Origin of the sequence: Pseudomonas jilinensis, assembly GCF_003586265.1 — a bacterium.
In the GTDB taxonomy this organism is placed as follows: domain Bacteria; phylum Pseudomonadota; class Gammaproteobacteria; order Pseudomonadales; family Pseudomonadaceae; genus Halopseudomonas; species Halopseudomonas phragmitis.
The window spans coordinates 73,516-95,559 of sequence record NZ_QJSA01000010.1; the positions used below are offsets into that span (position 1 = coordinate 73,516).

The following is a 22,044-nucleotide window of genomic DNA, read 5'->3' on the forward strand; positions in this document are numbered from 1 at the left end:
GTAGCTACCGGATCAGTCCTTCTTCAACTGCTCTTCCATGTTCTTCAGGCCCAGGTGGCGCACGTCAGTGCCCTTGACCAGATAGATCACATGTTCGGCAACGTTGCGCGCGTGATCGCCGACCCGCTCCAGTGAGCGCAGTACCCAGAGGATGTTCAGCACCCGGGTAATGGAGCGTGGATCTTCCATCATGTAGGTGACCATCTCGCGCATGGCGGTCTTGTACTCCTGATCGACCACCTTGTCCTCGCGGGCAACGGCGAAGGCCTGATCGCTGTCGAAGCGAGCGAAAGCGTCCAGCGCGTCCTGCACCATCTTGCGCACGTGATAACCGATATGCCGGCACTCGACGTAGCCCCGCGGGGCCTGGCCTTCCTCGACCAGATACTGGGCCCGACGGGCAATCTTCGAGGCTTCGTCACCGATGCGCTCAAGATCGACGATGATCTTGCTGATGCTAATCACCAGTCGCAGATCACTGGCCGCCGGTTGACGACGGGCCAGAATGCGCATGCACTCCTGGTCGATCTTGCGCTCCATCTGGTTGATCGCGTCATCCTTCTCGCGCACCAGCTCGGCCAGCTTGGCATCACCTTCGATCAGGGCGACGATGGCATCGTTGACCTGCATCTCCACCAGACCGCCCATCTCCAGCATGAGGGTGCGGATTTCCTCCAGCTCCTCGTTGAACTGTTGGGAGATGTGATGGCTGAATGCTTCTTTGTCTTGATTCATGGCAGTCTCCCTGCGGGTTAGCCGTAACGGCCGGTGATGTAGTCTTCGGTCTGCTTCTTGCTCGGGTTGGTGAACAAGGTGTTGGTGTCACCAAACTCGATCAGATCGCCCATGTACATGAACGCGGTGTAGTCCGAGACTCGCGCGGCCTGCTGCATGTTGTGGGTAACGATGACGATGGTGTACTGGTCCTTGAGCTCGTTGATCAGCTCCTCAATCTTCAGGGTCGAGATCGGGTCCAGGGCCGAAGCCGGCTCGTCGAGCAGGATCACTTCCGGTTCGATGGCGATGGCCCGGGCGATCACCAGACGCTGCTGCTGACCACCGGACATGCCGAAGGCGTTATCGTTCAGACGATCCTTGACCTCATCCCACAGCGCCGCGGCGCGCAGCGAACGCTCGACCACTTCGTCCAGGTCGCGCTTGGAGCTGACGCCCTGCAGGCGCAGGCCATAGGCGACGTTTTCGTAGATCGACTTGGGGAACGGGTTGGGCTTCTGGAACACCATGCCGACATTGCGGCGCAGTTCAGCCACATCGACATCACGGTCGTAGATGTTCTTGCCGTCCATCAGGATCTGGCCTTCGATGCGGCAGATATCGACCAGATCGTTCATGCGATTGAAGCAGCGCAGCAGGGTCGACTTGCCGCAACCGGACGGGCCGATGAAGGCGGTGACCTTCTTCTCCGGAATGGTCAGGTCAATACCGTTCAGGGCCCGGTCATTGCCGTAGAACAATTCGAGGTTGCGTACCTCGATCTTGGCTTTTTCATCCGCCATGGACAGTGCTCCGCCTTGTTTGTCTGCCAGGGCATTGGCAGCAGAAACGGATACTTTACCCTGTTGCGCGGGGGTGTTCATGCTTGCAGTCTCGGTAGTCATGTCGTGTTACCTGTCTTGAAGGCGATCAGTCCGAAGCGCTGCGATAGCGCTCACGCAGGTGGTTACGAATCGAAATGGCGGTCAGGTTGAGCACCACGATCAACAGGACCAGGACCAGCGCGGTGGCGTATACCAACGGACGGGCCGCCTCAACGTTAGGGCTCTGGAAGCCCACGTCATAGATATGGAAACCAAGATGCATGATCTTGCGCTCCATATGGATGAACGGGAAGTTGCCGTCGATTGGCAGGGTCGGCGCCAGCTTGACCACCCCAACCAGCATCAGCGGCGCCACTTCGCCAGCAGCCCGGGCGATCGCCAGGATCAGCCCGGTCATCATCGCCGGCGTGGCCAGTGGTACGATCACCTTCCACAGGGTCTCGGCCTTGGTTGCGCCCAGCGCCAGGCTACCCTGGCGGATGGTGCTGGGAATCCGCGCCAGACCTTCTTCGGTGGAAACGATGACGATCGGCAGGGTCAGCAGGGCCAGAGTCAGCGAGGCCCAAAACAGCCCCGGCGTACCGAAGGTCGGTGCCGGCAACGAGGCCTCGTAGAACATCCGGTCAATGCTGCCGCCAAGGAAGTAGACGAAAAAGCCCAGACCAAATACCCCGTAAACGATCGACGGCACCCCGGCCAGGTTATACACCGAGATCCGGATGATCCGGGTCATGGTGCCCTGTTTGGCGTACTCGCGCAGGTAGATGGCGGCGGCGATGCCGAACGGGGTAACGATGATCGACATCACGAACACCATGGTCACGGTGCCGAAGATCGCCGGGAAAATCCCACCCTCGGTATTGGCCTCACGCGGATCATCGGTCATGAACTCGCCGAGACGCACCACGTACTGGCCTAGCTTGCCGAACACCGACATGGCGTTCGGCTGGCTGACCCGGACGATGGTGGCAAAGCTGATCTCCAGTTCGTTGCCATCGGCCATGCGCAAGGTCAGGCTGTCGCGCCGGGTGCTGGCGTACAGCGCGTCCAGCTCAGTGCGCAGCACCTGATACTCAGCGTCCAGCTCACTGCTGCGCTGATCGATACGGGCCTCGGCCTGGTCACGCTCGAGCCCCTCGACGTTGCGCAGATCGAGCATCCGCCGCTCCAGGCGCAGTTGCTCCATGTCGCTGTTGATCCGACCGATACGCCGGCGCTCAATGGCCTTGATATCGTCGTGCAGCTCCAGGCTGCGATCCACCGAGGCCTGCACCGCCTGCCAGAACTCCGGCGCTTCGGCGCTGATGGTCCGCCCGTCCTGCGACAGCTTGACCGGGTAGCCGTAGAAGTTGCCCCACTCGCGGCGCTCGATGACGAAGGCGTTTTCCGGGTACTGGAACTCGCCCATACCGATCTCGGTGTACCAGGCAAAGTCACGTCCGGTCTGGTCGCGGTTGCCCTGCTTGAACAGGAAACGGGTGACCAGCTCACGGTTTTCCGGTACGTAGTAGCCAGCATCGCGGGCAACCGCTGCCGGGATGGTCTGCGAACGCACCACCTCGCCCAGCACCACGCTGCGATTGCCTTGCTCGTCGGTGATCACCACCTCGGCCACATCGGCCGGCCAGAAGTGGCCGAACCCACGTACCGCGATCAGCCCGATCAGGCCGACCACCATGATCATGCACACCGCTACCGCTCCGGCGTTCAGCCAGATCCAGGGTGCCCCACTCTTGAACCACGCTTTCATGTCTTTCCCCTAAATCCGGTTCATCACAGGTTGCTGTAGCGGGCGCGCAGCCGCTGACGAATGATTTCCGCCAGGGTGTTGACGATGAACGTCAGCGCCAGCAGCACCAGGGCGGCCAGGAACAGTACGCGGAAGTGCGACGAGCCCACGGCGGTCTCCGGCAGCTCTACGGCGATGTTGGCCGACAGCGTGCGCATGCCTTCGAAGATGTTGAAGTTAACTACCGGGCTGTTGCCGGTCGCCATCAGCACGATCATGGTCTCGCCTACGGCCCGGCCAAAGCCCATCATCACCGCCGAGAAAATCCCCGGACTGGCGGTCGGCAGCACCACCCCGATCACCGTCTGCCAGCGGGTGGCGCCCAGCGCCAGCGAGCCCTGGGTCAGATGCTTGGGCACGGTGAACACCGCATCTTCGGCAATCGAGAAGATGGTCGGGATCACCGCAAAGCCCATGGCGATACCAACGATCAGGGCGTTGCGCTGGTCGTAGGTGATGCCAATATCGGTGAACCACTGGCGCATGCTGCCGTTGAAGAACCAGATCTCCAGCAGCGGGCTCATGAACACTGCCAGCCAGACAAAGCCGATGATGACCGGCACCAGCAGCGCTGCTTCCCAACCATCGGGAATCCGCTGGCGCAGGCCAGCCGGAATGACATTGGTCCAGATGAAGGCGAACACCAGCATCATCACCGGTAGCAGCAAGAGAATGCTGAAGATTGCCGGCAGGTGTTCCTCGGTAAACGGCGCCAGCCACAGGCCGGCAAGGAAACCCAGGATCACGGTCGGCAAGGCTTCCATGATCTCGATGCTCGGCTTGACGATGCCGCGCAGCTTGGGAGTCATGAAGTAGGCGGTGTAGATCGCCCCGGCAATCGCCAGCGGCATGGCAAACAGCATGGCATAGAAGGCCGCTTTCAGGGTCCCGACCGACAGCGGCACCAGGCTGAACTTGGACTCGAATTCATCGGTCGCCGAGGACGACTGCCAGATGTATTCGGGGTCGGCCCGGCCCTCATACCAGACCTTGTTCCACATCGCCGCAAACGACAGCTGCGGATGCTGGTTCCACAGCTCGGCAATGTGCAGCTGGCCCTGATCATCCTGGGCCATGATCCGGCCATTGAGCGGCGACACCGCCACCTGCTCGATCGGCCGGTCAATCAACGACTTGAGGTACAGGGTGCGTGACGAGGTGCCGTAATGCACCCCGATCTGGCCCTTGGCGTCACCGGCAATAAAGCCCTTGCGGTTGTATTCCGGGGCAATGGCGGTGATCGCCGCGCCATGGTTCTTGAAATCACGAATACGGGTCAGGTCATAGCGATTCTGTGCATCACGCACCAGAAACCACTGGCTAAGCTCGCCGCGCTCGGTACCCACGATCAACGACACGGTGCCGACCAGGAACTCCATCGCAGTGATCGGGCTGCCGTTACCGGCATCGACACTGGTCACCAGCCGGGCATTGGCCGGCTGGCTGACATCGTAATAGTGGATCTTGCCGCTGCGGTCAGCCACATACAGGCTGCGCAGGGCCTTGTCGACCAGCAGGCGCACCGGCTCACCCGGGATCGGCGGCAGGCTGTAGACCTGGCGATCAACACTGGTGGCTCCGGTCATCAGGTTGGTACGGGTGGCCAGGTTGGCCAGCAGCAGTCGATTGTCCTCGGTCACCCCGGCGATCATGGTCCCGGCCCGACCACGGGTGCGGCTTTCAATCGCCAGCAGCTTGAGTGCCTGGCCCTGTTCGTCAAGGGTAATAGGATCACTGCCCAGCGGAGCTTCCAGCCGCGGCGCGATCACCCGGCGACCCTCGGGGAAGCTCAGAGTATAGGCATGCTGCACCACCACGACCTGGCCATTATCCAGGCCATGGGCGGTCACCTGGGTACCCGGCTCGGTAGCGGCAAAACTGGTGACCTTAGCGCCTTCGGGCAGATTTAGTGGCAGTTGGCTGCGCAGATTGCCGTTGGCCAGTTCGAAGAAGCTGACCTGGCCATCGTCGCTGTACTGGAAACCCAGCTCCTCGTAACGCTCGATCAGAATGGCCTGGGTTCGGGCGTCAGCCACTGGCACCGGCTGACTGGTCAGTGGGGTGACCGAGGCGCCGCGCAGAATCGGCGCCACCTCATAGAACAGGTAAATGAAGATCAGCGCCAAAGCGAACACCACGCCGAAACCGGCGGCGCTGATGCCCCAACGCGAGGCATTGTCCTTGAATAGCCGGCGCTGGCGCAGGCGCTTTCTGGCTTCGGCATCGGGCAGCAAGGAGCGCGGAGGGGCGCTCTTGCCGATCGTTGAGGTAATGTCAGTCATAACAGGCTGCTCTATCCGGTCCTGGCACTATGGTCAGCACAGGCTAAGGAGTCTGTGTGACAGCAATGTTACAAAGACATGAAAAAAGAGGCCCGCAGGCCCCTTTTCCGATAACCCGCCATCCCTGGCGGTAAACGCAATCCGTTACTTGATGTTCAGGTCGCTCAGTACCTTGTCGGCAACCGACTTGGGCACAGTCACGAAACCGTCACGATCAACTACGCCCTGACCTTCCTGGGTGTAGAGCATCTTGACGAATTCGCGGGTCAGCGGGTCCAGATCCTGATTCGGGTTCTTGTTGATGTAGACGTACAGGTAACGGGCCAGCGGGTAAGTACCATTGGCAGCGTTCTCGGCAGTCGCTTCAACGAAGTCAGCGCCCTCCTCGGTAGCCAGCGGAACGACGCGCACACCCGAGGTGCGATAGCCGATACCGGAGTAGCCGATACCGTTGATCGACTCAGTCACACCCTGAACCACCGAGGAAGAACCCGGCTGCTCGTTGATGCTGGATTTGAAGTCACCGCCGCACAGGGCGTTGTCCTTGAAGAAACCGTAGGTGCCGGATACCGCGTTGCGGCTGTACAGGGCGAAGTCACGGTTAGCCCAGGCGCCAGTCATACCCAACTGGCCCCAGCGGGTGATGTCGGCTTCGTAACCGCAGCGACGGGTAGCGGAGAAGATGGCATCAACCTGCGGCAGGCTCAGACCTTCAATCGGGTTGTCCTTGTTGACATAAACAGCCAGCATGTCGACGGCGACCGGCAGCGCGTAGGGCGCATAGCCATGACGACCTTCAAAAGTCTGGATTTCAGAGTCACGCATGGCGCGGCTCATCGGCGCCAGGTTGGCGGTGCCTTCGGTGATGGCCGGCGGCGCAGTGGAGGAACCAGCGCCCTGAATCTGGACGTTAACGTTCGGGTAGAACTTGTTGAACTCTTCAGCCCACAGAGTCATCAGGTTGTTCAGGGTGTCGGAACCGATACTGGACAGGTTACCGGACACGCCACTGGCGCGCTCATACTTCGGCAGGTTCGGATCAATGTCAGCTACAGCGGCAGTGCTGATCGCGCCCACAGCGGCGAAGGAAATGGCGACGCACAATTGCTTCAGTTTCATGAATAACTCCTTGAGAGTATGTATTGGCAACACGCGACCAAGTATCTGGAAGCCGTGTGACAACCCTATTCAAGGAATATGACAATTGTATGAAGGCTGCCAGTATGCGCCATTAAGCCGCGCAGCCCGTCGACAAAGATTGAGAGGGCCCCCGCAATCCCTTAACATAGCGCTGTTTCTGCCCTGTCAAGCCTGATTCCACGGGTTGATGGAAGACAACAATTACAACATACCTTATCGAGTGATACATGCACGATCTAGACAAGGAACCTGTTCCCAAGGGTGAGCTGGCGCTCAAGGTCACCGCTCTGCCCCGCGACTGCAACAGCTTCGGCGACATTTATGGTGGCTGGCTGGTCTCGCAGATGGATATGGCTGGTACCAGCACCGCCTCGCGCATTGCCCGTGGCCGGGTCGCTACCGTGGCCATCGACCGCATGGGCTTCATGGTCCCCGTGCCGGTCGGCGCGCAACTGGCGTTTCACTGCCATGTGCTGGATATCGGTCGCAGCTCGATCAAGGTGCTGGTCGAGGTCTGGAGCGAAGACCTGGCCCACGATGAAAGCCGCAAGGTGACCGAAGCGGTATTCGTGTTCGTCGCAATCGACGACCGCGGCCGCACCCGCGTCATTCCTTCCTGACCGACGGGGCATCAGGCCCCGCGCCGCATAGGGTTCCCGCACATGTCCGGTTCCCCCATGGCCATCGCCCTGCGTCTGGCCCGGGTCATCGATCTGGTCAACGCCGGCCTCGGCCGGACGCTGGCCTGGCTGACGCTGCTGATGGTCGTGCTGACCTGCTACGTGGTGCTGCTGCGCTACGGTTTTAGCCTGGGTGCTACTGCCGCCCAGGAATTGATCATGTACGCCCACGCGCTGGTGTTCATGGGCGCAGCCGCCTGGACCCTGCAGCGTGACGCTCATGTCCGGGTGGATATCTTCTACCGCCGCCACAGTGCCAAACGCCAGGCACTGGTCGACCTGACCGGCACCCTGTTGTTCCTGCTGCCGGTGTGCCTGTTTCTGGCCTGGAGCTGCTGGGATTATGTCGCCGTATCCTGGGCCCGCCAGGAGCGCTCGGCCGATGCCGGCGGCCTGCCTTGGGTCTATCTGCAAAAGAGCATCATCCTGCTGCTGGTCGCCAGCCTGCTGCTGCAGGCCATCGCCCAGTTGATCAAGACTACCGCGGTCCTGCGCGGCGCCCTGCCCCGGCATCTCGACAGCCAGCCACAGGAGGAGCTGTGATGCCGCCCGAGTTCATGGCCATCGCCCTGTTTCTGTGTCTGTGTCTGTGTCTGCTGGTCGGCTACCCGGTAGCCTTTACGCTGGGCGGGCTGTCACTGCTGTTCGCCGGGCTCGGGGTGGTGCTTGGCAACTTCGATCCAAGCTTCTTCGGCGCCCTGCCCAGCCGGCTGTTCGGCACCATGAACAACCAGACCCTGCTGGCGGTGCCGTTGTTCGTGTTCATGGGCGTGATGCTGGAGAAATCGCGGATCGCCGAAAGCCTGCTCGAATCCATGTCCCGGCTGTTTGGCGGGCTGCGCGGCGGGCTGGCGTTCTCGGTCTGTCTGGTCGGCGCGCTGCTGGCCGCCAGTACCGGCATTGTCGGCGCCACCGTAGTCACCCTCGGCCTGCTGGCCCTGCCGACCATGCTCCGGCGCGGCTATGACCCGGCGGTGGCCACCGGCACCCTGGCCGCCACCGGTACTCTGGGGCAGATCATTCCACCATCGATCATTCTGGTTCTGCTGGGCGATGTGTTGTCCAGCGCCTATCAGCAGGCCCAGTTGCGCCAGGGCATCTTCTCGCCCCAGACCGTCACCGTCAGCGACCTGTTCATCGGTTCACTGCTGCCCGGTCTGCTGCTGGTCGGTCTGTATCTGCTGTATCTGGCTGGCGTGGCCCTGCTACGCCCGCACAAGCTGCCGGCGATCCCGGCCGAAGAGCGCGGAGAGCTCAAACTGCTCAGCCTGCTCGGCAGCCTGTTGCCGCCGCTGCTATTGATCATGGCGGTACTCGGTTCAATCCTCGGCGGCATCGCCACCGCCACCGAAGCCGCCGCCGTCGGCGCTCTGGGCGCTACCCTGCTGGCGCTGATCAAGGGTCAACTGAATCTGACCCGGCTGCGTGAAGTGGTCGAATCGACCACCCAGATCAGCGCCATGGTGTTCATGATCCTGATCGGCGCCTCGATCTTCTCTCTGGTATTTCGCGGCTTCGGTGGCGAAGAGCTGATTCATCAGGCCTTCACCAGCCTGCCCGGCGGGGTGGTCACTGCGACCATTCTGGTGATGCTGGTGATCTTCCTGCTCGGCTTTATCCTCGACTTCATCGAGATCACCTTTGTGGTGGTTCCGATCGTCGGTCCGGTGCTGCTGATGATGGGCCTGGACCCGATCTGGCTGGGGGTCATGATCGCCCTGAACCTGCAAACCTCGTTCCTCACCCCGCCGTTCGGCTTCGCGCTGTTCTATCTGCGCGGCGTCACCCCGGTCACCGTCCCGACCAGCGCCATGTACCGAGGGGTACTGCCGTTTATCGCTATCCAGATCCTGATGCTGATCATCGCCGCCGTCTGGCCGGGACTGATCACCTGGTTGCCGGGGGTGTTGTAGGAGGTTGGCGGTGTGTGGTTTTTGGGGTAGATTACGACCACCGTGCAGTCGTCTGCCAAACCCAGCCCTATACGCTAAATTGAGCAGTTCAAATTACGTACGGGAACAGCCTCTGTATACTAGCAGACTCCCCTCACTCTTTATTCAGTCTGCGTTCATTCTCTCGCAGGCGCCTGTTGACGTCATACCCCCTTACTTCTCGTAGTGACTCAATATCTCCAGAAATTTCGTTAACCGCTTCTTGGGATTCCCGCAAACGCCTTTTAAGGCGTCCAGTATGTGTATGCTGCTCCTCACCACTGGAGTCATACACGATTTTAGGCTTCCTACCCTCTCCACGCTGAGACTGCTCCCGTCTCATCTCTTCAATCTCCGAAGGACTTGCTAACGACCCAACTTGATTAAGCTTAACTTCTACGACTTCAGCCCTTTCTGTCTCACTCTGACACGGCACCTGAGCAAAAATCACCCAACCGTCTTCTTCTTGACACTTATAAATCTGCCCCAGAGCAAATTGGGGGAATAAAATCACCAAAATTAAAAAATTAACGCCGCCATATTAAACTTTCCCCTCCATATTAATCAGCCATTAAATTACCGCCTTAAACCTCCTGACCAAAAGATAAATATCAAACCCCGAAAATACAGAAAACCTCACCAACTCCCAGCACAAGAATAATTGGTCGACTCTTTCGTGTTTATCCAGATACTGCGGCCGCCCTGTCGGATTTTAGTCCTATCCAGAACCGGCCCACCTAGCTGACGGCACATTTAGCCCCTACTCAGCTGAGCGGACCACTTAGTTTTCGAGGCTATTATTACAATTACTGCCTCCAGCTTTCGAAAGCACCGAAGCTGAACTCGAAATTTGAACTTGTAATATCACCTTTATCATGCTCACTCTCGGCATACTTATTGAAAGCACAAATTTTTGCAATTTTTAACTCGACCCCGGAGTCCCCAGCAACATCAAGGAATGTATTAATCAAAAATGACGGCGGCGTAGTGCTCTCAGGCCAAACATCCAAATGCAACAAGACATGAAACTCCTCGCCATTTTTTTCTATTATTAGACTCGGAATATTTCCTCGATCTTCGGCCATCAGAATTATTGCATAGCCTTCCTCGCACAGCTTTAGGCTAAGGAACTCTAGAGCAAATTTATAAAGCTCACTCTTGTTTGGCTTATTAGGCGATTGTATTGAGTTTGAGACTCTCCCCCTAACATGAGTACTGCGAGGAAATGCTGAAGGCTCCAAGAGCTTTTTTATTTCACCCTCGTTTTCTAACCCTACCTGCTGTTGGGTAGATTTGCGGATAGCAGGATCGAAAATAGCATGCGCTGACAAAATATTCTCAGCAACGACGCAACAAGCATTACGACACTCAGGGCTAAGGCCTGCGCTGAAACCGTAGATACCAAGGAACCGAACTAGACCGCTAGCCAGTATGAATCTTGATTCAGGGTCTGGATTATTATATGCCCAGTTAGTCAGTGCAGTTAACCACGCGTCTTCTGCCCTCATGTTAGCGCTCTTGACGAGACCGGAAGCCATCATAACAATTTGCCCACCATCGCCCGGGTTAATCTGAGTGGCGTCGGCCCACAGCCCTGCGACTTTCGCCATCCTAGTTCGCTCTGCTAACCATCCAAACATTGCCACCTCCCCAGGAACGCTCTCGCAGCAAATCCCGCCCTTTTTGAACGATACCTACAACGTGCGGGAGCTTCACCAACGCTCCTTGAGCCCCGTGCGTCCATTTCGAGCCATCTCAAGTGTTCTATTCACTGTAGCCTCTGGTTGGCCAGAAATTCTACTCTTTGGGAGATTTGGAATCTGCTGAGATTATTTTCCGTCGCGTGGACTCTGACCGTCATCGCACCCAAAGCTTGCATTCAATGAGATAGGACTTGTCAGGGACAGCCAAGATTGTCCTTTTTGTGGGCTGATATTAGGAAAACACGAGCAGGTGCTTGCGCCCCCCAAAAGCAGGATTGAACGTGATCGCCTTATCCGGCCGTTGCCGCTGTCGGTTGTAGCTTGTCATCAGGCTCTTCGCGCCGACGGCGCTGGCCCAGCCAGGACGAAATGCCGACCTCTGCTGCGATCAACACCAGCAGCGCCAGTGCCTGCAACAGTACCATCAGATAGAACTGGCGCATGAAGCGACTGACCTGTTGATTGACGAAGGCAATGATGCCGTCGGCGTCCATCAGCGTATCGAAACGCAACTGGGTAAGATCGCGCAAAGTGCGCTCGTCGAGTCGGGTGTATTTGGTCCCGGCCGGAATGATCACTTTGTTGACTATCTGGCGCACCATATATTCGCGCAGCACGGTGCGGCGTAACGATTCCCAGCCGCGCTGAGCCAGGCGCTGCATCGGCCCAGCAGTATCAGTGGCTTGCAGATAGGCCAACGGCACCTCGGCCAAATAGGCATCGACCAGCTCCACCAGTACCTGCTCAACGCTGTAACTGCGATATTTCTCCAGCTCCAGTCGCGGCCCTTGCTGACTGATATAGGCGTGATATTCGGCAGTGAAGCCCAGCGCAATATCTTCCACCACTGGCCGCTGGCGCTTGATCTCGCTGTGTACCTGCTGTTCCAACGTCGACAGAATGCCGTACTGGAGTCCGAGAAAACCGCCCAGGCAAGGCAGCGCCAGCCAATAGAGTTTAAGCAGCCAGTGGTGCCAGGCATTCTTGCGCGCCAACCAGCCCCGGCGCTGCATGAGAACGACCACAAATACGCCCGCCACCAGCCCCAGCAGTGTCATGCCGGTAGTGGTCAGGGCAATCATGATCAGATCCAGGTTGTCCCAGAAACCACTTGCGAAGGTCTTGATATTGTCCATTGCCATTCCTTGACAGTTATTCCTTGTTTACTGCGCGACAACAAGCACAGTGAGAGTGCCGAAGCACTCCCGATCAGTACTCGCCATCAGAATCTCGCTTAGCCTTCGATGGCGCTGACCGCGGTGAGACGGTCGATGGTGTTGCCCATATAGAAGCTGAACGGCTGGCCGAGGCCGATGGCCAGCTCGCTGCATTGGCCGCGTAGCCGCGAGTGGACTATCGAGTCGATCTTGCCACTCTGGTGGCGTACGTCGCCAACCGGGCCGAGCTGCAGGTCGATCTGGTTGAGGCGGCCGCTGAACATGCTGGCCCGTCCGCGGCTTTCGACAGGGGGGCTGATGCCTACTTCATCGTTATCGAGCATGGCCTGCAGCCGGGCGTTGTTGAACTGTAGTTCGGCGTTCAGTATTTCCGAGCTACGCCGGCCAACCACATAACGACCCTCTTCGCTGTCCTCGTCCAGCTTGTAGGCGAGGTAGTTGAACGGCAGATGGGGTTCAAGCTTGACACTGATATTACAGAACACTGAGCTTCTGGCTCCGCTGTTGCCTGTCAAGGCGGCGGCGAGCATGTCGCCCAGGCCGTAGCTGTGGCTAAGCACGACCCTGCCCAGAGTCATTTCAGCCTGATAGCTGCCCAGCTCTTCGCTGTCAGCCTCTGTCTCTTCCTGCCCACCGGGCTGACGGCTGAGGTTGAAGGTCACAGTCAGTGGCAATGCTTCACGGGCTTCGACAATCGCTTGCAGGCTCTGCTGAAAGGCCTGCAGTTGCTCGGGCTGTGCACCGCCGTTACTGATGCTGAGGATCACCGAGTGATCGTCGTCCGGATCGATGCGCATCGATACCTTGGTCGGCTCAATACCCTGTTCCTGCAGTTGACCAACGATGGCTTGCTTGTAGGCGGCGAAGACTTCGGGCTTGGAGGCAGGCTTGCTCCAGTGGCGGTCGGCGCGGGCCGACTCTTCAAAGGTCAGGCGGGCGAAATCCTGGCTACAACCGGCCAGCATGCCGATCAGAACCAGGCAGAGAAGGTTACGCATCCTTACGTCCTGTGCAGTGTGACAAAGCCCGGCAGTTTAGCGACCTGACCGCAGAGGCTCAAGGGCGGGGTGTTCCACAAGGGCTACATTGATCAGCCTTTAACTGCCATCGAACAGCGACAGAGCTAACCCGCCAACCCGTCCCCGTTATCCCCCGGATCGGCACGCAGCTGCTCCAACGCCAGCAGATTGCGATACAGGGTTTCCGACAGGCGCTTGAGCTCAGCGCCCTCCGCCGGGGTCAGCACGCCCAGGCAGGCCATGCGCAGGGGAATGTCCTCGGCGCGCGCCTGCAGCGCCCGGCCGCTGTCGGTCAGGCTAATCACCCGCCGGCGCTCGTCCTCGGCTGAACGGGCACGCAGCAGCAGCCCCTTGGCCTCCAGCCGTTTCAGCAACGGCGTCACGGTACCGGTATCCAGCCGGGTGCGCTCGCAGATGGCGGTCACCGACACACCGTCCTCCTCCCACAACGCCAGCATCACCAGGTACTGCGGATAGGTCAGATCCAGCGGCTCGAGCAACGGCCGGTAGGCCCGCGACAGGGCATTGCCCGCCGAATACAGGGCCAGGCAGATCTGGTTGCGCAGGTGCAAGTGAGAGGGAGAAGACATGCAACAGAGTCCATCGGTGAAGTCAGACATCATTCTATCGGGCGCCAGCGGTTGACACTACGGCCAATCAGGCAAATTATATTGCACACAATATAAATTCAGGAGCCTCCCCGTGAACCTCAGCCACAGCCGCCTGCTGCTCGCCGCCGCACTGACCAGTCTGGCCATCACCACCCATGCCGAAGCACCGGCCGACCCGATCAGCGCTGACAGCTTCGGCTGCATCCGCGACATGACCCCGGTACGCGGCTTCTTTGTCGACAACCTGAAGGGCGATCTGGAAGCCACCCTGGCGGTTGCCAACGCCCTCGACGGCGGCGTCTACCCGCCCGGCTCGGTGGTGCAACTGATCCCCACCGAGGTAATGGTCAAGCGCGACCCCGGTTTCAGCCCGGTAACCAAAGACTGGGAGTTCATCGAACTGGACGTCAGCGCCGAGGGCGCCAGCATCCGTGCCCGCGGCTTTGCCGACGTCAACAACAAGTTTGGTGGCAACTGCTTTGCCTGCCACGTCAAGGCCGAGCCGCAGCGCGACATGATCTGCGAACAGGGCCACGGCTGCGATCCCATCCCGCTGACCGCCGCCATGTCGCGCGCCCTGCAGAAAACCGACCCGCGCTGCGCCCCGACCGAGCTGAGCAGCGAGGAAATGGAAGCGCTGAAAGCGCTGCGGGCGGTGTTTGGCGGGTGAGGAAAAAACCGGCCTGATTTGCTGAAGTCCGGCAAACGCTGAGGGCGTGGTTCAAGTACTGCAACGAACCGCACCCGCAGGGACATTACATTTCACTACTCAACCACGCAAACCGTACATCACCTGTTCGCCCAGCGCATGGTTGGCCCAGACCTTTTGCCGGAAAGCTTCCATCGAGTCCCAGACCTGGCGGTTGAGCGGATCCTGGTTGGCGGTTTCGTCCAACACCTGCATCGATAGTTCACGCAGCCGTTCAAGCACCTCATCGGGCAACCGGCGCAGTTGTACCTGGTGCTCGTTGACCAGGGTATTGAGGGCATCGGCGTTGCGCCGGGTGTACTCATCGAGCATGGCCTGGTTGGTGGTCCGTGCGGCCTCTTCGACAATACTCTGCAGATCGGCCGGCAAGGCCTCGAAGGCGCGCTGGTTGATGGTCAGCTCAAGCACCGCACAGGGCTCCTGCCAGCCGGGGTAATAGTAGTATTTGGCGGCCTGGTGCAGACCGAAGGCCAGGTCGTTGTAAGGGCTGACCCAGTCAGTCGCATCGATCATGCCGTTCTGCAACGAGGTGAAGATGTCGCTACCCGGCAGGTTGATCGTGGTGGCACCGGCACGGGCCAGCACTTCGCCGCCAAAGCCGGGCATGCGGATCTTCAGCCCGCGCAGATCATCAAGGCTGTTGATTTCCTTGTTGAACCAGCCGGCCATCTGCACCCCGGTATTGCCGCAGGGCAACGGCAGGACACCGAACGGAGCATAGGCCTGGCGCCACAGTTCCAGGCCGCCGCCTTCGTACAACCAGGCATTCATTTCCTGGGCGTTCATGCCGAAAGGCACGGCGGTAAAGAACGGCGCAGCGGCACTTTTGCCCTTCCAGTAATAGGCCGCGCTGTGGCCCAGCTCGGCGGTGCCGCTGGAGACTGCATCGAACACTTCCAGGGCTGGAACCAGTTCGTTGGCGGCAAACACCTGGATGCGCAAGCGGCCACTGGACAGACGGTTGACCGTGTCGGCGAAGCGCTCGGCCGTGGTGCCAAGGCCGGGGAAGTTCTTTGGCCAGGAGGTGACCATTTTCCAGCGAAAGCGTTGCTGGCTTTGCTCACCGCCCTCGGCGATGGCCTTGTCCTGGTCCTGGCAACCGGCCAGGGCCATGGCACCGAGGCCCAGACCGGCGGCGGTGATCAGTTCACGTCGTTTCATCAATCAAGCTCCTGACTTCTACTCGCTCAAGCGCTGTCCTCAGCGCCGGCTATTGCTGTAGTAATTGTCGCACTCGGTGTGATTACAGCGGCTGCAGCTTGGCATAGGCGACCATCAGCCATTTGCTGCCTTCGTCGTCGAAGTTGACCTGGATACGGGCCTGGGCGCCATGTCCTTCGTAGTTGAGTACCACGCCCTCGCCGAAAAGGCCGTGCGCCACTCGCTGACCCAGGGCGAAGCCGGTGCTTTCGGTGGCTTCGGCCTGGAACAGCTTGTTCTTCGGCCCGAACGGACGGCTGACCTGGTTGCCCAGGCGTACCTCGCGAATCAGCTCGGATGGGATCTCGCGCACAAAGCGGGAAATCTTGTTGAACGTTTCGCTGCCATACAGCCGCCGGGTTTCCGCCCAGGTGATCACCAACTGCTGCATGGCGCGAGTGATGCCAACATAGGCCAGACGCCGCTCCTCCTCCAGCCGGCCGGGCTCTTCCAGGCTCATCTTGTGCGGGAACAGGCCCTCTTCCACTCCGGCCAGGAACACCAGCGGGAATTCCAGGCCCTTGGCGCTGTGCAGGGTCATCAGCTGGACGCTGTCCTCGAACTGGTCGGCCTGGGTATCGCCGGCCTCCAGCGAAGCATGGGCGAGGAAGGCCAGCAGCACATTGCCCTCTTCTTCCAGCTCAGCCTGATCATTCTCGAAGGCGCGGGCAGCCGACACCAGTTCCTCAAGGTTTTCGACCCGTGCCTGGGCCTTGTCGCCCTTTTCCTGTTCGTGAAAACGCAGCAGGCCGCTGTGTTCGATGACCTGCTGGGTCATGCTGTAGAGCGGCAGACCTTCGACCCGCTGGGCCATTTCCTCAATCAGTTGCAAAAAGCCCTGGACCGCATTGGCCGCGCGCCCGGGCAGGGCTTTCATATCGAGCATGTCGCAGGCTGCCTGCCACAGCGTGACGTTGCAGGCGCGGGCGTGCTCGCGCAGCGCTTCGACGGTCTTGTCGCCAATGCCCCGGGTCGGCAGGTTGATGATCCGCTCCAGCGCGCCGTCATCGCCGCGGTTGGCGACCAGACGCAGGTAAGCCATGGCGTTCTTGATCTCGGCGCGCTCGAAGAAGCGCTGTCCACCGTAGATGCGGTAGGGAATGCCGGCACGCAGCAGAGCCTCTTCGAGCACCCGCGACTGGGCGTTGGAACGATAGAGAATGGCGATTTCACGGCGGGCCATGCCCTCGCCCACCGCCTGCTCGATACGCTCGACGATATAGCGCGCCTCGTCCTGTTCGTTGAAACCGGCATACAGGGCAATCGGTTCGCCTTCGCTGCCGTCGGTCCACAGCTCCTTGCCCAGACGCCCGGCGTTGTTGCCGATCAGCGCGTTGGCGGCCTTGAGGATCAGCGCGGTGGAGCGGTAGTTCTGTTCCAGCCGGATCAGCTCGGCGTTGGGGTAGTCGCTTTGGAACTGCTGGATGTTCTCGATCCGCGCGCCGCGCCAGCCGTAGATCGACTGGTCATCATCGCCAACCACCATCAGACTCGGGTTGCTACCGGCGATCAGGCGTAGCCAGGCATACTGCACAGCGTTGGTGTCCTGAAACTCGTCGACCAGCAAGTGACGGAAACGCGCCTGGTACTGCTCGCGCAACCCGGCGTTGTCGCGCCACAGCTCCAGCGAGCGCAACAGCAGTTCGGCGAAATCCACCACCCCGGCACGCGCGCAGGCCTGTTCATAGGCCGCATAAATGCGCAGCATGGTGGTCAGGTACAGGTCCCCGGCCGGCTGGATGTGCTGCGGGCGCAGGCCTTCGTCCTTTTGTGCGTTGATCCACCACTGAGCCTGACGCGGCGCCCACTGGTTCTCATCCAGCCCCAGTTCGCGGATGACCCGCTTGACCAGCCGCTGCTGGTCATCGCTGTCGAGGATCTGGAACTGTTCGGCCAGTCCGGCCTCACGCCAATGGGCGCGCAGCAGGCGGTGGGCCAGGCCGTGGAAGGTGCCGACCCACATGCCCTGCGGCGAGATACCGAGTAGTTGCTCGATACGCTGGCGCATTTCATAGGCGGCCTTGTTGGTAAAGGTCACCGACAGAATGCTCCAGGGCGAGGCATTCTCGACCTGGATCAACCAAGCGATGCGATGCACCAGCACCCGGGTCTTGCCCGAGCCGGCGCCAGCCAGAACCAGTTGTTGCCCAGGGCTGGCGGTGACCGCCTGGCGCTGGGCGTCGTTAAGCGAGTTGATAAGGTGTGAAATATCCATCGGGGCATTCTACCAGCGACCGCCGGTCCCTCGGTAGAATTTGCCCAAGCCCGCGGTCCAGAGGCTTTGGCGCTATAAAGCAGCGACTAAAAAAGGCTGGGCCGGATCAGCGCTCTGGTGTATGGTGCAAAATCTGATACTGTCGCGGTACAGATCTTCGGCCAGCCACGACAACACGTAACAACAAGAAACGCTCAGCGTTCAGGGGACCACGTCATCATGACGTTTGACACCAGCCCATTTGCCAGTGGCCACACCGAGCAGCGCCTACGCCAGCTCGATAAGCTGTATCACTATTCGCGTCTGCCACAGTGGTTGATCCTGCTTTCGGCCAGCGCCATCAGCTTGCTTGTCTGGGAGCATACCGAGCGCCCTGTATTGTTGGCCTGGCTACTGCTGATCGGTTTGCTGGTGCTGCTGCGCAGCCATCTGGTGAACCGCTACCGGCAAGCCTCCAACGCAATCAAGCTGCGCCTGCGCTGGCGCCTGCTGTTCTATCTGGGTAATGCCCTGTCCGGCCTGAGCATGGCCTATGTGCATCTGTTCCTGGTGCCGCTCGACAACTTCAGTCTGCAAGCACCAGCCTACGGGCTGGTCACCGGGGTCAGTCTGTGCGTAAGCATTATCTACGCTCAACGGTTTCTGGCGTTCATCACCTTTGCCCTGCCTTGCTGGTTGCCGCCAATCATCTATCTGTTGAGTCGCGACGACCCTTCCAGCCCCTATTGGGGCTTGATGGCTTTGGCGCTGTTTAGTTGCCTGATGCTGGCGGCAGCTTTCATCAATCGCTCGGCGATCACTACTGCCCGGGCCAATCAGCGCAACGAGGCGCTGGTGGCGCGGCTGGACGATGCCCGACAACAGGCCGAGGCACTGAACCAGCAACTGACCCGGGAAATCCAGCAGCGGCGCCAGGCCGAACAGCATCTGCGAGACAGCCATGACGCCCTGGAGGAGCGGGTACGTCAGCGTACCGCCGAGTTGGAACAGGCAACCCGGGCCCTGAGTGCCAGCGAAACCCAGCTCAGCCTGGCAATGGAAGCCAGTGAATTGGGGCTATGGGACTGGAACCTGGAAACCGATCAGGTATTTCACTCCCACCTGCAAGAGATTTTCGGCTTACCGGCCGAGTCGGTCACCAGCATGCTCAGGGATCTGCGCCCACGCCTGCACCCGGACGATGTGCGGCCGCTGCAGGAAACCCTGGTTCGGCACATGCGTGGCAATACCCCGTCCTATCGCATCGAGTACCGGGTTCGGCACGCCGATGGCCGCTGGATCTGGGTCGAAGACAGTGGCCGGGCGGTGGCCCGCGATGACAGCGGCCGGGTAACCCGGATGATCGGCACCCGTCGCGACATCACCGCCCGCAAGCACCAGCAGGAACAGGCGCAGTTGGCAGCAACCGTATTCGAGGCCACCTCCGAAGGTATCTACATTCTTGATCCCGAGCTGAAAATCCTGGCGGTCAACCAGGCTTTCAGCGTAATCAGTGGCTACGCTGCCGGGGATGTGATCGGTCAACCGATTTACCGCCTGAACGATCTGGCCGACGCTTTCGACACTTATCAGCGCCTGAGCCAGTTGCTGCATACCCAGGATCGCTGGCAGGGCGAGCTGCTCGAACAACGCCGCAGCGGCGAGCGCTACCCACAGTGGCTGCAACTGACCGTCGTGCGCAACCACAAGGGTGAAACCACCCATCTGGTCGGCTTCTTCGCCGATCTGACCACCCACCGCCAGACCGAAGAACAGCTTCAGTACCTGACCAATTTCGACGCGCTGACCCAGTTGGCCAATCGCAACCTGTTCAACCAGCGCCTGCAGGAAGCCACCGGCCGGGCCCGTCAGTACCGCTACGGGCTGGCCTTGTTACATATCGACCTGGACCGCTTCAAGTACATCAACGACACCCTCGGGCATGACGTAGCCGACCAGTTGCTGCGACTGGTGGCCGGGCGCCTGAGCGATCTGGCTCCCGAGGCCGATACCCTGGCGCGCCTGTCGGCCGACGAGTTCGTGATTCTGGTCGAACGCGACACCAGCCTCGAACAGCTCAGCGAACTGGCCGCTCAACTGCTCAAAGGCCTGCGCCAGCCGGTCAGCATCATGGGCCATGAACTGGTGGTCACTGCCTCTATCGGCATCAGCCAGTTCCCGGATACCGCCCGTGACAGCCTGTTGATGATCACCCAGGCCAACCAGGCCATGCAGCATGCCAAGCACCTGGGCGGCAACACCTACCGGTTCTTCACCCGAGAACTGCGGGCCTACAGCCTGGAGCGCCTGCAATTGGAAAACCAGTTGCGCAAGGCCATCGAAGACAACCAACTGGTGGTGCATTACCAGCCCAAGCTGCACCTGAACGACGATAGCATCAGCGGCGCCGAAGCGCTGGTACGCTGGCAACATCCACAGCGTGGTCTGGTGATGCCGGGCGACTTTATCGACATGGCCGAGGAAACCGGGCTGATCATCGCCCTGGGCGATGCCGTGCTGCACAAAGCCTGCAGTCAGGCCAGCCACTGGTATCACCAGGGCCCAACGCCGGTCTGCGTATCGGTCAACCTGTCAGTGCAGCAGTTGCGCCAGAGCCACTTCGCCCGCCGGGTCCAGCATATCCTTGAGGAATGCCAGTTGCCGGCCGAGTATCTGGAGCTGGAGCTGACCGAAAGCATGTTCCTCGAACATGTCGATGCGGTGGCCCACAATATCGCCGAGCTGCGGGCCATGGGGATTCGCCTGGCAGTCGACGACTTCGGCACCGGCTACTCCTCGCTGGCCTATCTCAAGCGCTTCCCGGTCGATACCCTGAAGATCGATCGGGTATTCGTCACCGATCTGGGCCAACACAGCCAGGACGCGGCGATTACCCGGGCGATCATCGCCATGGCCCATAGCCTGGACCTGCGCGTGGTTGCCGAAGGGGTCGAGCGCGATGTGCAGCTGGCCTATCTCAAGCAGTACGGCTGCGACGAAGTGCAGGGGTATCTGATCAGCCGGCCGCTCTCGGCGGCCGACTTTACCGCCATGCTGGAGGAGCACCGGGGCCTGATGAACTAGGCCCCGGACTCAGCGAGCGGCATACAGACAGATCATCTCCATTGCCAGGGTGGCACCAGCCAACGCGGTGATTTCCGCACTATCGTAGGCTGGCGCCACTTCAACCAGATCCATCCCAACCAGATTGATCCCACGCAGCCCACGCAGAATCTCCAGCGCCTGATGAGTCGACAGACCGCCACACACCGGGGTACCGGTGCCGGGCGCGAAAGCCGGGTCCAGACAGTCGATGTCGAAGGTCAGATAGACTGGCTGCTGGCCAACCCGTGCACGAATCCGCTCGGCAATCGTCTCCGGACTGCTGCGATTGACCTCACGCGCATCAAGCACCTGGAACCCCATTACGTCATCGTTGGTGGTGCGCAGTCCCACCTGCACCGAGCAGGCCGGGTCGACCAGCCCCTGGCGCGCGGCATGATAGAACATGGTGCCGTGATCGATGCGCTCATGCTCCGGGTCCGGCCAGGTGTCACTGTGGGCGTCAAAATGAATCAGCGCCAGCGGGCCATGACGCCGGGCGTGGGCCTTGAGCAACGGGTAGCTGATGAAGTGATCACCACCCAGGGTCAACAGCCCACAGCCGGCCTCCAGAATCTGTTCGGCATGGGCCTGGATACTGGCCGGCACGCTTTCCGGGCGGCCATGATCGAACAGGCAGTCGCCATAATCGACGCAGGCCAGTCGCTCGAACGGGTCGAACTCCCAGGGGTAGTGCCGGGCCCAGGCCATCTGTACCGAGGCGGCGCGAATCGCTCGCGGGCCGAAGCGGCTACCCGGCCGGTTGCTGGTGGCAGTGTCGAAGGGCACGCCGCTGATCACCAGATCGACGCCGGTGAGATCCCGGCTGTAGCGTCGACGCATGAAACTGGTGACGCCTGCATAGGTTGGTTCGGCGGCGGTGCCGTACAGGCTCTCACGGGTGAAGGCCTGGTCGTTGCTGGGGCTGTGATCCATAGGAAAGCTCC

18 protein-coding genes are annotated in these 22,044 nt (G+C 60.3%); 5 read left to right on the plus strand and 13 right to left on the minus strand.

The features are described 5' to 3' along the window. Nucleotides 1-12: 12 nt before the first annotated feature. The 5 genes from phoU to C2846_RS11995 form a co-directional block, all read right to left on the minus strand. Nucleotides 13-735, minus strand: a complete 723-nt coding sequence (phoU, locus tag C2846_RS11975; protein WP_080049023.1) for a phosphate signaling complex protein PhoU — start codon at nt 733-735, stop codon at nt 13-15. A 17-nt stretch (nt 736-752) separates the two neighbouring features. After that, nucleotides 753-1,598 carry a phosphate ABC transporter ATP-binding protein PstB gene (gene pstB / locus C2846_RS11980; protein ID WP_119701584.1) on the minus strand — a complete coding sequence of 282 codons (846 nt, stop codon included), beginning with the start codon at nt 1,596-1,598 and terminating at the stop codon, nt 753-755. Between the two features lie 46 nt (nt 1,599-1,644). After that, a complete protein-coding gene (gene pstA, locus C2846_RS11985; protein WP_080049022.1) occupies nt 1,645-3,309 on the minus strand; it encodes a phosphate ABC transporter permease PstA in 1,665 nt (554 codons plus the stop codon). Between the two features lie 23 nt (nt 3,310-3,332). Then, nucleotides 3,333-5,630 (minus strand): ABC transporter permease subunit, encoded by a 2,298-nt coding sequence (locus C2846_RS11990; protein WP_080049021.1) that lies wholly within the window; start codon nt 5,628-5,630, stop codon nt 3,333-3,335. 144 nt (nt 5,631-5,774) lie between these two features. Further along, a complete protein-coding gene (locus tag C2846_RS11995) occupies nt 5,775-6,749 on the minus strand; it encodes a PstS family phosphate ABC transporter substrate-binding protein (RefSeq protein WP_080049020.1) in 975 nt (324 codons plus the stop codon). A 248-nt stretch (nt 6,750-6,997) separates the two neighbouring features. Between C2846_RS11995 and C2846_RS12000 the strand changes: the two genes are divergently transcribed. Genes C2846_RS12000 through C2846_RS12010 form a run of 3 tightly spaced genes read left to right on the plus strand, consistent with a single transcriptional unit; the run spans nt 6,998 to nt 9,363 of the window. Beyond that, nucleotides 6,998-7,390 carry an acyl-CoA thioesterase gene (locus tag C2846_RS12000; protein ID WP_080049019.1) on the plus strand — a complete coding sequence of 131 codons (393 nt, stop codon included), beginning with the start codon at nt 6,998-7,000 and terminating at the stop codon, nt 7,388-7,390. Between the two features lie 42 nt (nt 7,391-7,432). Next, complete coding sequence (locus C2846_RS12005) at nt 7,433-7,993, plus strand: TRAP transporter small permease subunit (RefSeq protein ID WP_080049018.1); 561 nt, start codon at nt 7,433-7,435, stop codon at nt 7,991-7,993. Further along, nucleotides 7,993-9,363 carry a TRAP transporter large permease gene (locus tag C2846_RS12010; protein WP_119701541.1) on the plus strand — a complete coding sequence of 457 codons (1,371 nt, stop codon included), beginning with the start codon at nt 7,993-7,995 and terminating at the stop codon, nt 9,361-9,363. Before C2846_RS12005 ends, C2846_RS12010 begins: the two co-directional genes overlap by 1 nt. Nucleotides 9,364-9,496: 133 nt before the next feature. Here C2846_RS12010 and C2846_RS19170 read toward each other — a convergent pair whose 3' ends face one another. The 5 genes from C2846_RS19170 to C2846_RS12030 form a co-directional block, all read right to left on the minus strand. Then, the gene (locus tag C2846_RS19170) at nt 9,497-9,895 is read right to left on the minus strand and encodes a DUF4124 domain-containing protein (RefSeq protein ID WP_420849050.1); all 399 of its coding nucleotides are present in this window, start codon (nt 9,893-9,895) and stop codon (nt 9,497-9,499) included. A gap of 292 nt (nt 9,896-10,187) precedes the next feature. Next, nucleotides 10,188-10,991: a hypothetical protein gene (locus C2846_RS12015; RefSeq protein WP_131038217.1), complete on the minus strand. Its 804-nt coding sequence runs from the start codon at nt 10,989-10,991 to the stop codon at nt 10,188-10,190. A 383-nt stretch (nt 10,992-11,374) separates the two neighbouring features. Next, nucleotides 11,375-12,220 carry a hypothetical protein gene (locus C2846_RS12020; RefSeq protein WP_119701543.1) on the minus strand — a complete coding sequence of 282 codons (846 nt, stop codon included), beginning with the start codon at nt 12,218-12,220 and terminating at the stop codon, nt 11,375-11,377. A 98-nt stretch (nt 12,221-12,318) separates the two neighbouring features. Further along, entirely contained in the window at nt 12,319-13,260 is a 942-nt protein-coding gene (locus C2846_RS12025) for a hypothetical protein (RefSeq protein ID WP_080049015.1), read from the minus strand. A 125-nt stretch (nt 13,261-13,385) separates the two neighbouring features. Then, nucleotides 13,386-13,871 carry a MarR family winged helix-turn-helix transcriptional regulator gene (locus C2846_RS12030; protein WP_119701544.1) on the minus strand — a complete coding sequence of 162 codons (486 nt, stop codon included), beginning with the start codon at nt 13,869-13,871 and terminating at the stop codon, nt 13,386-13,388. A 112-nt stretch (nt 13,872-13,983) separates the two neighbouring features. Here C2846_RS12030 and C2846_RS12035 point away from each other — a divergent pair, with 112 nt between their 5' ends. After that, nucleotides 13,984-14,562 (plus strand): hypothetical protein, encoded by a 579-nt coding sequence (locus C2846_RS12035; protein ID WP_080049013.1) that lies wholly within the window; start codon nt 13,984-13,986, stop codon nt 14,560-14,562. A 99-nt stretch (nt 14,563-14,661) separates the two neighbouring features. On the opposite strand, the gene C2846_RS12040 is transcribed toward C2846_RS12035, so the two are convergent. Both C2846_RS12040 and uvrD read right to left on the minus strand, forming a co-directional pair. Further along, complete coding sequence (locus tag C2846_RS12040; protein WP_080049012.1) at nt 14,662-15,762, minus strand: TRAP transporter substrate-binding protein; 1,101 nt, start codon at nt 15,760-15,762, stop codon at nt 14,662-14,664. Nucleotides 15,763-15,844: 82 nt separating this feature from the next. Further along, complete coding sequence (gene uvrD / locus C2846_RS12045) at nt 15,845-18,016, minus strand: DNA helicase II (RefSeq protein WP_080049011.1); 2,172 nt, start codon at nt 18,014-18,016, stop codon at nt 15,845-15,847. 219 nt (nt 18,017-18,235) lie between these two features. Between uvrD and C2846_RS12050 the strand changes: the two genes are divergently transcribed. Beyond that, on the plus strand, nt 18,236-21,079 hold the full coding sequence (locus tag C2846_RS12050; protein WP_119701545.1) for a putative bifunctional diguanylate cyclase/phosphodiesterase: 2,844 nt from the start codon (nt 18,236-18,238) through the stop codon (nt 21,077-21,079). 9 nt (nt 21,080-21,088) lie between these two features. Here C2846_RS12050 and speB read toward each other — a convergent pair whose 3' ends face one another. Beyond that, on the minus strand, nt 21,089-22,033 hold the full coding sequence (gene speB, locus C2846_RS12055; protein WP_119701546.1) for an agmatinase: 945 nt from the start codon (nt 22,031-22,033) through the stop codon (nt 21,089-21,091). Nucleotides 22,034-22,044 lie beyond the last annotated feature (11 nt).

Coding starts and splice junctions, on each gene's coding strand:
- phoU (WP_080049023.1), bottom strand. CDS start 735: ATGAATCAAGACAAAGAAGCATTCAGCCATCACATCTCCCAACAGTTC.
- pstB (WP_119701584.1), bottom strand. CDS start 1,598: ATGAACACCCCCGCGCAACAGGGTAAAGTATCCGTTTCTGCTGCCAAT.
- pstA (WP_080049022.1), bottom strand. CDS start 3,309: ATGAAAGCGTGGTTCAAGAGTGGGGCACCCTGGATCTGGCTGAACGCC.
- C2846_RS11990 (WP_080049021.1), bottom strand. CDS start 5,630: ATGACTGACATTACCTCAACGATCGGCAAGAGCGCCCCTCCGCGCTCC.
- C2846_RS11995 (WP_080049020.1), bottom strand. CDS start 6,749: ATGAAACTGAAGCAATTGTGCGTCGCCATTTCCTTCGCCGCTGTGGGC.
- C2846_RS12000 (WP_080049019.1), top strand. CDS start 6,998: ATGCACGATCTAGACAAGGAACCTGTTCCCAAGGGTGAGCTGGCGCTC.
- C2846_RS12005 (WP_080049018.1), top strand. CDS start 7,433: ATGTCCGGTTCCCCCATGGCCATCGCCCTGCGTCTGGCCCGGGTCATC.
- C2846_RS12010 (WP_119701541.1), top strand. CDS start 7,993: ATGCCGCCCGAGTTCATGGCCATCGCCCTGTTTCTGTGTCTGTGTCTG.
- C2846_RS12015 (WP_131038217.1), bottom strand. CDS start 10,991: ATGGCGAAAGTCGCAGGGCTGTGGGCCGACGCCACTCAGATTAACCCG.
- C2846_RS12020 (WP_119701543.1), bottom strand. CDS start 12,220: ATGGACAATATCAAGACCTTCGCAAGTGGTTTCTGGGACAACCTGGAT.
- C2846_RS12025 (WP_080049015.1), bottom strand. CDS start 13,260: ATGCGTAACCTTCTCTGCCTGGTTCTGATCGGCATGCTGGCCGGTTGT.
- C2846_RS12030 (WP_119701544.1), bottom strand. CDS start 13,871: ATGTCTTCTCCCTCTCACTTGCACCTGCGCAACCAGATCTGCCTGGCC.
- C2846_RS12040 (WP_080049012.1), bottom strand. CDS start 15,762: ATGAAACGACGTGAACTGATCACCGCCGCCGGTCTGGGCCTCGGTGCC.
- uvrD (WP_080049011.1), bottom strand. CDS start 18,016: ATGGATATTTCACACCTTATCAACTCGCTTAACGACGCCCAGCGCCAG.
- C2846_RS12050 (WP_119701545.1), top strand. CDS start 18,236: ATGACGTTTGACACCAGCCCATTTGCCAGTGGCCACACCGAGCAGCGC.
- speB (WP_119701546.1), bottom strand. CDS start 22,033: ATGGATCACAGCCCCAGCAACGACCAGGCCTTCACCCGTGAGAGCCTG.